At 35.2% G+C, this 14,328-nt stretch carries 13 protein-coding genes and 1 tRNA gene; 10 read left to right on the top strand and 4 right to left on the bottom strand.

Annotated features, from left to right (window positions below):
* Positions 1-79 precede the first annotated feature (79 nt).
* On the top strand, positions 80-1,306 hold the full coding sequence (locus QM538_01005; GenBank protein ID MDI9347070.1) for an IscS subfamily cysteine desulfurase: 1,227 nt from the start codon (positions 80-82) through the stop codon (positions 1,304-1,306).
* On the opposite strand, the gene QM538_01000 is transcribed toward QM538_01005, so the two are convergent.
* Genes QM538_01000 through QM538_00990 form a run of 3 tightly spaced genes read right to left on the bottom strand, consistent with a single transcriptional unit; the run spans position 1,303 to position 5,108 of the window.
* Positions 1,303-3,261: a DUF3488 and transglutaminase-like domain-containing protein gene (locus tag QM538_01000; protein MDI9347069.1), complete on the bottom strand. Its 1,959-nt coding sequence runs from the start codon at positions 3,259-3,261 to the stop codon at positions 1,303-1,305. The genes QM538_01005 and QM538_01000 overlap by 4 nt on opposite strands.
* Positions 3,255-4,190 carry a hypothetical protein gene (locus tag QM538_00995; GenBank protein ID MDI9347068.1) on the bottom strand — a complete coding sequence of 312 codons (936 nt, stop codon included), beginning with the start codon at positions 4,188-4,190 and terminating at the stop codon, positions 3,255-3,257. The genes QM538_01000 and QM538_00995 overlap by 7 nt, the downstream gene beginning before the upstream one ends.
* Positions 4,191-5,108 (bottom strand): MoxR family ATPase, encoded by a 918-nt coding sequence (locus QM538_00990; GenBank protein MDI9347067.1) that lies wholly within the window; start codon positions 5,106-5,108, stop codon positions 4,191-4,193.
* Between the two features lie 36 nt (positions 5,109-5,144).
* On the opposite strand from QM538_00990, the gene QM538_00985 reads away from it, so the two are divergent.
* A tRNA-Arg gene (locus QM538_00985) sits at positions 5,145-5,221 on the top strand.
* A 24-nt stretch (positions 5,222-5,245) separates the two neighbouring features.
* Here the strand turns inward: QM538_00985 and ispG are convergent.
* On the bottom strand, positions 5,246-6,463 hold the full coding sequence (ispG, locus tag QM538_00980) for a flavodoxin-dependent (E)-4-hydroxy-3-methylbut-2-enyl-diphosphate synthase (GenBank protein ID MDI9347066.1): 1,218 nt from the start codon (positions 6,461-6,463) through the stop codon (positions 5,246-5,248).
* A gap of 54 nt (positions 6,464-6,517) precedes the next feature.
* Between ispG and QM538_00975 the strand changes: the two genes are divergently transcribed.
* From QM538_00975 to fabF, 8 genes are all read left to right on the top strand, one after another.
* Positions 6,518-7,078 (top strand): nucleotide exchange factor GrpE, encoded by a 561-nt coding sequence (locus tag QM538_00975; GenBank protein ID MDI9347065.1) that lies wholly within the window; start codon positions 6,518-6,520, stop codon positions 7,076-7,078.
* 80 nt (positions 7,079-7,158) lie between these two features.
* Complete coding sequence (dnaK, locus tag QM538_00970) at positions 7,159-9,087, top strand: molecular chaperone DnaK (protein ID MDI9347064.1); 1,929 nt, start codon at positions 7,159-7,161, stop codon at positions 9,085-9,087.
* A 27-nt stretch (positions 9,088-9,114) separates the two neighbouring features.
* Positions 9,115-10,257, top strand: a complete 1,143-nt coding sequence (gene dnaJ, locus QM538_00965) for a molecular chaperone DnaJ (GenBank protein MDI9347063.1) — start codon at positions 9,115-9,117, stop codon at positions 10,255-10,257.
* Positions 10,258-10,271: 14 nt separating this feature from the next.
* A complete protein-coding gene (gene dapB / locus QM538_00960; GenBank protein ID MDI9347062.1) occupies positions 10,272-11,066 on the top strand; it encodes a 4-hydroxy-tetrahydrodipicolinate reductase in 795 nt (264 codons plus the stop codon).
* Entirely contained in the window at positions 11,063-12,016 is a 954-nt protein-coding gene (gene fabD / locus QM538_00955; protein MDI9347061.1) for an ACP S-malonyltransferase, read from the top strand. Before dapB ends, fabD begins: the two co-directional genes overlap by 4 nt.
* Complete coding sequence (fabG, locus tag QM538_00950) at positions 12,009-12,749, top strand: 3-oxoacyl-[acyl-carrier-protein] reductase (GenBank protein MDI9347060.1); 741 nt, start codon at positions 12,009-12,011, stop codon at positions 12,747-12,749. Before fabD ends, fabG begins: the two co-directional genes overlap by 8 nt.
* Positions 12,750-12,819: 70 nt before the next feature.
* On the top strand, positions 12,820-13,062 hold the full coding sequence (gene acpP / locus QM538_00945) for an acyl carrier protein (GenBank protein MDI9347059.1): 243 nt from the start codon (positions 12,820-12,822) through the stop codon (positions 13,060-13,062).
* 26 nt (positions 13,063-13,088) lie between these two features.
* Complete coding sequence (gene fabF / locus QM538_00940) at positions 13,089-14,324, top strand: beta-ketoacyl-ACP synthase II (GenBank protein ID MDI9347058.1); 1,236 nt, start codon at positions 13,089-13,091, stop codon at positions 14,322-14,324.
* Positions 14,325-14,328: the final 4 nt, after the last annotated feature.

Below are 14,328 nucleotides of genomic sequence, written 5' to 3'. Positions count from 1 at the left end.
GTATTAAAAGCATTTCATTTTACAATATAATGGTACTAATCACTAACTTATGCATAAAAACTTAAAGGATAAATAGACTATGGACGAGACGAGAAAAATATACTTAGATTACGCTGCAACCACACCTGTCGATCCAGAGGTTGCTAAATTAATGTTTGGATGCCTCACCATAGATGGTAATTTTGGTAATCCTGCCTCCCGAACGCACTCTTTTGGCTGGAAAGCAGAAGAGGCAGTTGAGTGTGCAAGAGCGCAAGTTGCAGATCTTCTTGGGTGCTCATCGAGAGAGATAATTTTTACTTCTGGCGCAACGGAATCTAATAATATTGCTATCAAAGGAGTTGCTGAGTTTAATGTAAATAAAGGGAAACATATTGTTACCATGAAAACCGAACATAAAGCAGTTCTTGATACGGTTCGGGAGATGGAACGAAGAGGATGGGATGCTACCTATTTAACTCCAAATTCAGACGGATTATTAGACTTTGAAGCATTTAATCAATCTTTAAGACCTGATACAACAATCGTATCAATTATGCACGCCAATAATGAAACTGGCGTGATTCAAGATATAAAAAAAATAGGTGAAATATGTAGGCAAAAAGGTATCATCTATCATGTTGACGCTTCGCAGAGTGCTGGAAAGATCCCAATCTCTGTAGATGATCAAAACATAGACCTGTTGAGCCTATCTGGACATAAAATCTATGGCCCAAAAGGTATTGGAATTCTATATGTGCGTAGAAAGCCTAAAGTCAGACTTATATCTCAAATGCATGGAGGAGGCCATGAATTTGGTATTCGCTCGGGAACTTTGCCTACGCATCAAATAGTCGGCTTAGGTAAAGCTTGTGAGATAGCAAAAGAAATCATGAATTCAGAAGCATTGAGAATTTCACGATTGCGAGATATTTTAGAAAAGGAATTGCTAAAAATTCCCGAAGTAAGCGTTAATGGATCTAGAGCACATAGATTACCCGGACACCTAAATATTAGTTTTTCATATGTAGAAGGTGAGTCACTATTGATGTCATTACAAGGGATCGCTGTGTCCTCTGGATCTGCTTGCACTTCAGCTTCTCTTGAGCCATCGTACGTGCTTCGTGCTCTTGGCTTATCTGATGAATTAGCACACTCATCATTACGCATTGCTGTAGGAAAATACACAACTGAGGATGAAATCAATTTTGTTATTACTAAAATTAAAGAATCAGTACAGCGACTACGTGAAATGTCTCCACTATGGGAAATGCATTTAGATGGTGTCGATGTTGAAAATTACGATTGGACAAAGCAAGCCCATTAAGATTTTTTAATAATTTTTAATCGCAGATCAAGTAGTTTTGATTTGTTCTTGAATCTTGTAAAATATTTTATTTTCTGGAATAGATTTATATATCGAACTATTTTTTTTATATGTCTTCGATCTTTCGAATGTTGATTGATTACCCTGATTTTTATATTTTCTTCAGTTTCATGAGGATAAAAATCAAATCCCTGACCTCTAAGAATAACTAAAAAATTTCCCCATTTATTTTTTAAAATCTGGTTATAATTATTCTTATTCTTAAAGTAATTTGTTATCTCTTGAATAAAAAATACTAATAATAATAAACCAAGTAGCAACCATCCATACAATGGTTTAAACCCTAAAACATGTGATGCGCTTTCTTGTAAGCCGTCGTCACTTTTTGTTCCTGTGTATCCAACAATGTTTTCGTTCCACCAAAAATCTATTGATTGAAACATGGAAAACATAATTTCTTGCACTGAGTCTGCGTCACTCTTCTTTTGAAATAACGATTGTATTGTTTCAGACGCGACAACTAAGGTTGTAGGATCAACTCTTAACCATTCTTCGGTTTCGTAAGAATATGCCTCTACCCATGCATGTGCGTGTTTATTTCTAATCACATAGCCTTTGCTATATGAATCCCATTCTCCACCAAGAAAACCTAGCACAATTCTGCTCGGTACTCCCGATGCTCTAAGTAATAATGCATACGAGCTAGCAAAATGCTCACAAAATCCTTTTTTGTTTATAAATAGAAAATAATCTGAAGAATTTTGGGGAGATTTTCCGGGTGATAGTGTGTATTGTAAATTAGCATCTTTAAAAAACATATTTATTTGTTTTATAGTATCAAGTGTGGTGTTTTGTTTTAGCTCGTTTCCTAGTTGAAATGTTTTTGGATTTTGCGACCTATCAATGTAGGTATACTGAAATTGCTCATATTGAGTTAATTGATCTGGTAAGTTTCCGTCTATTGTTGATTCACTGGTATTAAATTTAATTCCAGTTATTTCATTAGATAACAGATCTCCGCTACTGAGAGGTTGATAATTTCCTGAGATTGATACAACACGCTCTAACGTGTAATACCATCTTTTAATTGGCTGTCGATATAACGTCTTTATTTGATAGGTTTCTTGCTGCTTTTGGGGTGTTCTCCACTTTAAAAACTCACTAGTTGAGAGGGTTTGTTGGTAGATCTCATTCCATGAATTATTTTTATACATACCTAAAGATTTTGCTCTAAAGTAAAGATCTTCACGCACAATTTCTGGTTCGATTTTAGCAATAAACTGTATTTCATTAGAAAGCGTCAAGGACTCTATAGAATTCATATCCATTACTTCAGGTAGACCACTAACAGAAATATTTTTATCTTCAGGTGTTTGATTTGAATACCCAGAACTATATCTAGGATAAAAAACAAACAGGACGATTGTTAGTGGTAACATGATTACTATCATTATCAAAGTCTGGTTACATGCAGCAATATATTTTTTGATTGAAAATAATTGTTGCTCAGTAAAATTAAATAATGCCAAATTAATAATTAGTAAAACTGATGAATACATTACATTTATAATCTCAACTTTGTATAATAAAGATGTGAGATTTAACATTATTAACAGAAAGCAAGTTATCTTTAAATCTTTCTGATTTTCGGTTTCAGCTATTTTAAATCCAGTAGCTGAAAGTAGCAAAGAACTCCCCCAATAAAGCCCGCCATTTGATTTATTTAATTGATATAAAAAAATAAAAAATACAATAGGAATCAATCCAAATATAAGGTATGTAGATAGTTTTTTATTGGTAATCGATAGACGTAGTGTTACTACGTAGAAGAGCGCAAGCATTGGCACAACCCACCAAGGATGATGTTGAATTTGAGGGAGTGAATTGAAAATAAACAAGATAAAAACAATATGCTTGTGTGATTGAATTGATTGAGCATTTGTAGTATTTAACATGGTAATTTGAAGCGAGAAAGTGCAACTAGACATTCATTAGTATGAATATCACCAATTCCACTCCTATAGAATTCTTTCTGTAATTGTACTGTATATTCTTTTCGAAGTTTATTCGCTTCGATTATCCATAAACATAATTGAGATAATCTAGTTTCTGTATCACCGTGCAGTGAGTCAAAATCAAACAACAATGTTGAGCTGTTTGATGAGTTTGAAAATACTTTAGAAAATTTCTTCCTATTTTTAAAGTATATTCTCCAATCAATTTTTGATAAAGAATCGGACTCAATCCAGTCTCTATGATATTGAAATTCAACTCCCTCAATATTTCTACTTTGCTGTGAGATTAGTAGATGTAATGGGATACCTATAGGTTTGGGGTAACAGGGGATTGTATTCTTACATTTTAAAAACCAGTACGTTTTAGTTAACCCAAATGGTGATGTAGTAGAAACCACAAACTCTGGTATAGAAACAATTCCTCGTTGATTTGAAAATAGATTAATTGACAAAGAAGTCTGCTTCGCAGTTGTGCAATATAGACGGTAATTTTCATCTGTTGCCTTTAATAGAATTACCAGTGAGGTTTCTCTCTTTAATTTAGGTATTTTTAATGTAATGCAGAAAGGTGAGTGAGCTTGCACAAGATAAGGGAAGACAGGATCTATCTCTACAAATAAACCGCAGGTAAAGTTTTTAATAATTGCAAAGAGAAACCAAGAGGTATGTATAAATGCGTAAGCGTAAACAATATTATTTCCATAATTATACGCCGCTAACAGCTGGACAAAGATTAAAATGCCAAAAATTATCCCTATGGGAGTTGGGATAATATATAGTTTGGAATATGTTGGATTGCAATATCCTACTGTTTCTACGACTCTCCTTTTAAATATTTTTTGCTGCCAGGTTATAAACCTACGAATCATCTACGGTAACGGGGTTGTGGAGAGTATAGTTTGAAGTACACTTATAGTTGATTTGTCAGGCACAGCGCACTTTGTTTTATGCTCGCAACAAGGAACAAAAACAGTATGTATGTCATCTGGCAATACAAAATTTCTTCCTTGAATAAGAGCAATTGCCTGAGCCATTAATTTTATTTGCAACGCACCACGAGGAGAAATACCAGTAATTAATTCTTTACTTTTTCTTGTTGCCGTAATAAGCTCAATTAGGTACTGTAATACCGAATCAGACATGCAGATTTTTTGAGTTGCGTCATAAATCTTATTTAGAATTGTTGAATCAATCAAAGCATGAGGTATTATATTGGAATTAAATACTCCTTTTAGTATCCCGAGTTCATTTTGCGCGTCTGGATATCCTAATGATAGACGGCAAATAAATCGATCTAGTTGAGATTGTGGTAATTGAAATGTACCTGAATGCTCCGAAGGGTTTTGTGTTGCCAGCACAATAAATGGTTCCGGAATTTTACTTGTAGTCCCGTCTATTGTGACGCAACGCTCTTCCATAACTTCCAATAAAGCACTCTGGGTTCTAGGACTTGCACGGTTAATTTCATCCACAAGAAGAATATTTGTAAAAACAGGACCTTTTTTAAAAGTGAGAGTTTGATTGGTGTTGTTTAATGTGTAATACCCAAGAACATCTGACGGTAGTAAATCATTAGTACATTGCACTCGTTTTGTCTCCAACGAAAAAGTCGACGAAATTATTTTTGCCAAAGTAGTTTTTCCAACACCTGGAGTATCCTCAATTAGAATATGACCTCGCGCACAAATTGCTGCAATGCAAAGCGTGATAGTATCAGTTGAGACGTACATCGATTCCTGTATTGAAGAGATAGCTTTTTTAATTAATAAAGATATTTCAATTGTCATATCAATTGTAATAGTAAAATATAATGTAAGAAATACGCGCCCGTAGCTCAGTTGGATAGAGTACCTGGCTACGAACTAGGGGGTCGGGAGTTCGAATCTCTCCGGGCGCGCCATAGCAATTGAAAATTCGGCGCATGTTATTTTTTTTGAAAGTGTTCATGAATGTGGTTTTCTACAATTGAAATAAATTCTTCAGCAATTTGATCCCCCTTTAACGTAGAATGTTTTTTACCTAAAATATAGACAGGGGCGACTGGATCCTCACCATTTCCAGGTAGACTTATGCCAATATCAGCTTGTTTTCCTTCACCTGGACCGTTAACAACACACCCCATTACAGCAATAGTGAGATTTTCGACACCGCTATAGGTTTCCTTAATTATGGGAAATTTTAAACTGAGCCATTGATTTACATGTTCGGCTAAAGTTTGAAAATAACTACTTGAAGTTCTACCACAACCAGGACATGATACTACTTTCGGTGAAAAGTTGCGTTTCCCAAGAGATTGAACAATGAATTGAGCAATTTTAACTTCTTGGCTTCTGTCTGACTGGCTTGAAGGAGTTACTGAGACCCGTATGGTTTCTCCAATCCCTTCCGAAAGTAGGATACCTATAGCGACACTTGATTGTACTATTCCTTGTGTACCCATACCAGCTTCAGTTAGCCCAACATGCAATGGGTAGCTACATTGTTTGCGTAATGATCTATACACTGACAATAAAGAATTAACCGAACTTGTTTTACAAGATACAATAATTTTGTCTCGGGGAAGTCCTTGACTTACTGCAAAATTGGCACTAAATAGGGCACTTTGAATTAGCGCCTTTTCAAGTACCTGTTCTGATGTTAGTGGATTTCCATCCTTAGCGTTGTCATTCATAAGATTAGTAAGTAATTGTTGGTCTATCGAACCCCAATTCACACCAATCCTAATCGGTTTTTTAAATTTCTTTGCAACTTCTATTATTTCTAAAAAATTTACATCATGTTTTGACCCTCTCCCAACATTTCCAGGATTTATTCTGTATTTATCTAACGCTACCGCACACTCATGGTTGCTTTGTAGGATTTTGTTTCCATTGTAATGAAAGTCTCCTATTATTGGTACGATATAACCACTCTGCACTAATTTATTTTTTATCTCTACCACACTAAAACTTGCCTCGGAATTGTATACACTGACCCTTACTAATTCAGACCCAGCGTCAGCAAGAAGCTTTATTTGATTAATTGTTTTTTCGGTTTCTTCAGTTGGTGTGTCAGTCATGGATTGAATCCTGATAGGATTTCCTCCACCAATCACAATGGAACCTACAGATACTTGATGTGTTAGTGAGATGCTACTCTTCATTTTTTTTAGTTACGCCCTTGAAAAACATATAGTTCAACCCTAGTATTTTACTGTATGCCTACAGATGAAATAGAACCACAAAATAATTCCCAATCTCCTCATACCAATGATCAAGCTTCTAACGATCAATTAACCACGGAGTTACCAAGGGGAGAGTTTGAATTAAAACTAGATGAATTACAAAAACGCTGTGACGACACATGGGATAAGTTAATAAGAACTACTGCTGAGTTTGATAACTACAAAAAAAGATCACAGAAAGAGCTTGAGACAGTTAGGAAATTTGCTGTGGAAGACTTTGCAAGTGAATTAGTTACAATTTATGATAGTCTTATTGCTGGTAATGCGCTCTGCGAATCTAATAAAGAATCTCTGCCCAATCAATTTATTGAGGGGTACAATATGACATTGTCATTAACACAGCAATTAATGCAGAGGATAAAGATTGAAGAGGTCAATCCAATCAATCAAAAATTCGACCCTAGCTTTCACCAAGCCATGGGCGTCTGCTCGGATGATGATATAGAAGTTGGTTTTGTGGGGCAAGTTTTACAAAAAGGCTACACACTTCAAGGTAGATTACTTAGACCTGCCTTGGTTACAGTCAAGAAATAAATTGTGCGTACTTGAAAAAACTCAATATGCCACTACATTTGTAGTACAAATCGAAAATATAATTTAATTAAGGGGAACATATGTCAAAAGTAATAGGTATAGATTTAGGAACCACAAACAGTTGTGTTGCGATTTTAGATGGCGACCAACCACGGGTAATTGAAAATAGTGAAGGAGCACGGACAACTCCATCAATAGTGGCTTTTAGTGAAGATGGCACAATCATCGTTGGCCAAGCAGCAAAAAGACAAGCTGTAACTAATCCAAAAAACACAATCTCTGCTGCAAAAAGATTGATTGGTAGAAAATACAACGATCCAGAAATAACTAAAAATAGTTCGTTAATTTCTTACACCATCACTAATTCTGAAAATGGTGATGCTTGGATTGAGATTCGAGGCGAAAAATATTCACCACAAGAAATCTCTGCTAAAATTTTGTCAAAAATGAAAAAAACAGCAGAAGATTTTCTCGGATCCCCAGTTACAGAGGCTGTTATCACAGTACCAGCATATTTTAATGACTCACAAAGACAGGCAACAAAAGACGCTGGAAGGATTGCTGGTTTGGATGTTAAGCGTATTATAAATGAACCGACAGCTGCTGCCCTAGCTTATGGATTAGGAAAAAAAGGTAAAGATCAAAAAGTCGCAGTTTTTGATCTAGGTGGAGGTACTTTTGATATCTCAATTATTGAAATAGCTGCAGTAGATGACGAACAGCAATTTCAAGTATTATCTACTAATGGAGATACATTTTTAGGTGGCGAGGATTTTGATAATATTCTACTTGAACATGTAATAAGTGAGTTTAATAAATCTCAAGGGATCAATCTAAAAAATGATGTGTTGGCTTTGCAACGACTTAAAGAAGCGGTTGAAAAGGCAAAAATCGAACTTTCATCCATTGAATCGACAGAGCTAAATTTACCTTACATTACAGCCGACTCACAAGGCCCAAAACATCTTGCTATGAAAATTACGCGCCCAACGTTAGAGTCTTTAGTGCAACATCTTGTTGATAAAACTCTAGTTCCTTGTAGGACTGCTTTGAGTGATGCGAAACTAACTGTAGGTGATATTCACGAAGTGATACTCGTTGGAGGTCAGACCAGGATGCCACTAGTTCAAAAAGCCGTTAAAGATTTCTTTAAGAAAGAACCTAGAAAAGACGTCAATCCAGACGAAGCGGTTGCTGTTGGTGCTGCAATTCAAGGTGCTGTTCTGGGTGGTTCAATGAAAGATGTTCTCTTGTTAGATGTAACGCCTCTTTCATTAGGGATCGAGACATTAGGCGGTGTCATGACTAAATTAATTGAAAAAAATACCACTATACCAACAAAAGCAACACAAGTTTTTTCAACTGCTGAAGATAATCAAACAGCTGTTACGATACATATATTACAAGGAGAGAGGGGTATCGCATCTGGAAATAAGTCACTGGGAAGATTTGATTTAACTGAAATACCTCCAGAATCAAGAGGGACACCTCAGATAGAAGTAGCTTTTGATATAGATGCGAACGGAATCCTAAATGTTACTGCACTTGATAAAAAAACTAATAAAAAACAATCAATCGTCATTACTCCATCTGGTGGTTTGACAGAAAAAGAAATTAGGGAGATGATAGAAGACGCAAAAAAGAATGAAGAAGCGGATAATAAATTAAAAGATCGAATCTCTATTGCGAATACTCTTGAATCAACAATACATGCTTTAGAAAAAACAATCACTGAAGCTGGGGATTTTTTTACTCCTGATGAAAAAAATCTATTGCAAAATGCAATTACAAAAGCAAAGGGTATTATTCAGGACAATAATAATGATGCTGAAGTTATTAAAAAAGCTATTGAAGAGTTTGCCCAAGAATCCTCTCCCCATTTGCAACGATGGTATACCCATAAATCAGAGGCTGAGAAAAATAAAAATCAAAACCAAGACTCAAAACAGCCAAATGACGAAAATATTGTTCAGACTGATTTTGAAGATTTATCAAAAAAAGATTCATAATAATGTTTTAAATTATCGGTGTATGTTTTGAGTAAAGATTATTATTCTATTTTAGGAGTTAATCAGCAAGCCACAGAAGACGAGCTTAAAAAGTCGTATAGAAAACTTGCTATGCAATATCATCCTGACAAAAATCCAGGAGATAAAAAAGCTGAAGCAAAATTTAAAGAAATTAATGAAGCTTATACAGTTCTTTCAGATTCAAAAAAAAGAGCAATGTATGATCGCTATGGGTCAGATATGGCGCAAGCGGCTTCACAATCACGAGATGGTTTTGAAACAAATTTTGGTGATTTTTCAAATCTAGGAGATATTTTCGGAGATGTGTTTGATAATTTTTTTGGAGATCGCTCAGGTCGCAGTTCAAAAAACAATCATAATACACCGGGTGAGTCGCTAAAAATTGAAATTGATATCTCATTTGCTGAAAGTGTTCTAGGAGTTAAAAAAGATATTGAATACAAAAGATATGATGCTTGCAATACATGTGATGGAAAAGGAGCTGATTCTACTGGCGGTATAGAACATTGTTCTGCGTGTAAAGGTTCTGGAAAGATAAGTACCCAACAAGGTTTTCTCATCTATCAACAAACTTGTTTAAAGTGTAGAGGGCAGGGAATTTCAATAAACAAACCTTGCACAACTTGTAAAGGAAATGGTAGGATTTCTAGTAAAAAAAATATATCCGTATCGATTCCTGCGGGAATTGATAATGGTAACACTATCCAACTTTCTGGTGAGGGAAATGCAGGTATTAGAAATGGTTCAAGAGGTGGTTTGTATATTTCAGTAAAGATTAAACCCCATGATTTTTATGTTCGCAATGAATATGATCTTCATTGTACTGTACCAGTACCTGTTACAACTCTAATCTTAGGTGGAAATATTTTAGTACCATGGGTTGATGGTACTACACTACAACTTTCTGTAATTGCAGGTACTCAATCAGGTGAAACTATTACAGTTAAGGGTAAAGGTATTAAATATCTTCGATCAAAATCGGAAGTTGGAGATCTTCATTGTCTCTTGCATGCCCAAATCCCAACATCCTTAACAAAAAAAGCAATTGAGCAAATCACTTCTTTAAAAGATATCTTTGAGAATAGTAACTACCAAGCAACGAAAACAAAAAAATGGTATGAAACAATAAAGCATTTGTTTGCAAAGTGAATTAAAATAAATTAATGAAACTTCTTCGCGTTGCTATTTACGGTGCCCATGGCAGGATGGGGGTGGCTACTTACAACGCCCTTCAATCATTTTCACATAGTCAATACAAACTTTCCTTGACAAGTGTATTCGAACATAATGCACACCCATTATTAGGGTCGTCATTTCTAACACTCCCTATAAAACTTCGTAGTTGCGCTACCCTACAGGACAAAGAAAATTTTGATGTCTTAATAGACTTTAGTGGTAAGCATGGCACTTCTGATTTAGTAAACCACATTAAGAAACCTAACTACTCTTTGATAGTAGGCTCAACGATGATCTCTGATAAAACAAAATTAAAATTGAAGAGTATTTCAAAATATACAAAAGTTTTGATTTCTTCAAATATGAGTCTTGGAGTAGCGGTTCTTGAAAGAAATTTAACTATGATATCTTCTATTTTGCAAGATATGGCAAGTATTAGTATTCATGACACCCATCATATCCATAAAATTGATGCTCCTTCTGGAACTGCACTATCGCTGTTAGGTGCTGTTAATAGAGGTCTGCAAGTACCAAGAAGCCCACTAATTGCTAAATTTGGTAAAAATAAACCTCTTTCAAAGAAAGAAATTTCAATTGCGATTGAAAGAGTCGGTGAGGTGATTGGTGATCATTCGGTGTCATTTTATTTTGGCCATGAAAAAATTACCCTAACCCATCAAGCCTTTGATCGCTCAGTTTTTGCTGAGGGTGCGCTGTTCGCTGCTACAAAATTACATACAAAAAAAAATGGATGGTTTTCATTGGCAGATCTTATTCTATGAGCACAGTTGCCTTATTATTTCCAGGTCAAGGCTCACAATATTCTGGAATGGGGAACGCTTTTTATGAAAAGTACCCAGTATTCAAAGAAATAGTGGATCAAGCAAGTGACATATTACAATTCAATGTCTACAATATAATAAATAATAATGACACAACACTATTAAACCAAACTGAGTATACCCAACCAATTTTATTCACCTTAGAGTACGGTATTTATTCTTTACTTAAACAACACCTAAGTAAACATTCTTTAGTTATGGCAGGCCATAGCTTAGGGGAATGGTCAGCTCTTGCTTGCTCAAATACCATTACTTTTGAGAGCGCACTATCGCTAGTTTCAATTAGAGCAAAATTGATGCAAGAAGCAGTACCAATTGGAGAAGGGGCTATGGTGGCTTTAATTGGATTTGAACTACCCGCTCTGGTAACTTCTTTGGAAAGATTTAATTCTAATGATGGCAATGTTGTTGAAATTGTTAATATTAACTCAGCTCAGCAAATAGTGCTGGCAGGAAGAAAAACATCAATAGAACAATGTATGAGTTATTTACGTGACAATAATATTGTTAAAAGAATTATACCTTTAAATATTAGTATACCTTCACATTCAAGATTATTACATGACGCATCTAAGAAATTCTTGCATAAACTTTCCACTATAAAATTTAACACCCCTACTTTTCCAATAATACATAACAGAACAGCTTCAGAAAATTCACTTGCTGATCAAATGCCAACTATAATCGCAGAGCAAATTTCTCATCCTGTGCTTTGGCATGATTCAATGCTATATTTACAAAAGAAATTCAATCCAAAAATTATAATTGAGGTTGGTCCGGGAAAAATTCTTATTACCTTGATAAAAACTTTATTTACCACATCTGCAATATTTAATACTGATAATGATGAGTCGCTAGATAAAATTAAAATGGAGTTACTACATGACTAACCTTAAAACTGCTTTAATAACTGGAGCTTCTCGAGGGATTGGGAAAGCCATTATGGAGAAGTTTGCTCAAAATAACTTTTTTTGTGTTGGAACAGCAACAACTGACGAGGGCTCCCGTTCGATATCAGATTTGCTAGAACAAACACAATCTTTAGGCTTTGGGCACACCTTAAATGTTAATAAAAGCGAAATGGTCGATCAACTTTTTGATAAATTAAATGATAAAAATTTATTACCTGATGTTTTGGTATTAAATGCTGGAATTACAGCCGATAATTTATTTATAAAAATGACTCAGGATGAATGGAGCACGGTTTTACAAACAAATCTGCATTCAGCATTCTCTATTACTCAGAAATTTCTTAAGCCAATGCTTAGAAATAGATTAGGTAGAATAATAATTATCACTTCCGTTGTTGGTGTGTCTGGAAATCCAGGCCAAGTTAATTATGCAGCATCTAAGGCAGGGATCATTGGTTTTGCTAAATCTTTAGCACTAGAGATTGCCAGTAGAAATATTACTGTTAATTGTATTTCACCAGGATTTATTGAAAGTGATATGACTAATTCTCTAACTGAATTGCAAAAACAAAAAATTATATCTATGGTTCCAATGGGCAGAATGGGAAAAGCTGATGATATCGCATCGATTGCCTTATTTTTGGCATCAAATCACGCTAGTTACATTACTGGAGAAACTATTCAGTGTAATGGTGGCTTATATTGTCAGTAGATTTAACATAAACCATTACTTTAGTATATAATGTTAAGAAATAAACGTTAGTAAAGGAGCGTAAAAATTTATGGATTCTATTGAAGAAAGATTAAGAAAAGTAGTCATTGATACATTGGTAATCAAACCGGACGAGTTAAAACTTGAGTCATCATTTGAAACAGATTTAGGAGCTGATTCACTTAGTTTTGTCGAGCTAAGTATGGCTGTTGAAGAAGAGTTTGATATAACTATACCGGAAGAAGATGCTGAAAAATTAACTTCTTTTCAAAAATTATTAGAGTATATTAAATCAGCAAAACCTAATAGTTAATTCAACTGTTTTTAGTTTAGGTTGCTTTGTCTAACAAAGTTAGAGTTGTCGTTACAGGCCTTGGTTGTGTTTCACCACTAGGTCAAGATTACGATACAACTTGGAAAAATTTAATTTCAGGAAAATCAGGCGCTAAGCCTATTACCCATTTTGATGCTTCTGATATAGCAACAAAATTTTGTTGCCCCGTAGTAGATTATGACATCAGTTCATTTATTGATGCGAAAGAAGCAAGGAGAAACGATCCGTTTATTATTCATGGTATCTGCGCTGCTGTTCAGGCGATACATGAGTCACAATTAGTTGCAGACGAAATATCTTGTCATAGAATAGGAGTTTCTATAGGATCAGGTATTGGAGGAATTAATTTTATTGAAGCCTCGCATTCGTTGATAGAATCAAAATCTTATAGAAAAATCACACCATTTTTTATCCCTGGATCTATTACTAACATGATTTCAGGTAATATATCAATCCGATTTAACTTTAAAGGACCTTCATTCTCTATTGTTAGCGCGTGTACGACTGGAACTCATAATATTGGAAATGCCATGAGATTAATACAGTGTGGGGATGCAGATGCAATGGTGGTTGGGGGATCAGAATGCGCATCAACAAAGTTAGGTATAGTCGGTTTCGGTAACGCGAGGGCGCTTTCTACTAGAAATGATGATCCATTGACAGCTTCCAGACCTTTTGATGTGGACCGAGATGGGTTCGTGATGGGTGATGGCGCTGCTGTAATTGTAATTGAGTCTCTTGAATTTGCCCAAAGGCGAGGGGCAAAAATTCTAGCTGAACTTGTTGGATATGGTACTTCTTCTGATGCGTATCATATTACCTCACCATCCGAAAATGGGGAAGGGCCAATTAGATGTATGAAAAACGCTCTTATAGACGCAAAGATTACGCCTGAAGAAATAAATTATATTAACGCACATGGAACATCAACGCCAGCTGGAGATGTCATTGAATCAAAAGCTATTGGTTCAATTTTTCCTTCCTCAATACAAGTTAGCTCTACCAAGTCTATGACTGGCCACTTACTTGGCGCATCAGGAAGTATTGAGGCGATTTTTTGCATATTAGCTACCATAAATAATATAATACCGCCAACCATTAATGTATTTAACCAAGATCCAGATTGTAAAATTGACTGTGTGCCAAACAAAGCAAGAGCTTCTGAAATATCCTACGCGCTGTCAAATTCTTTTGGTTTTGGTGGTACGAATGGGTCACTTATTTTTAAAAAATTTACTTAATTAA

This window comes from Candidatus Methylacidiphilales bacterium, assembly GCA_030054035.1.
Taxonomy (GTDB): Bacteria; Pseudomonadota; Gammaproteobacteria; order JASGCS01; family JASGCS01; genus JASGCS01.
The sequence above is the reverse complement of the archived record's forward strand: the minus strand, read 5'-3'. Positions and strand labels throughout refer to the sequence as shown.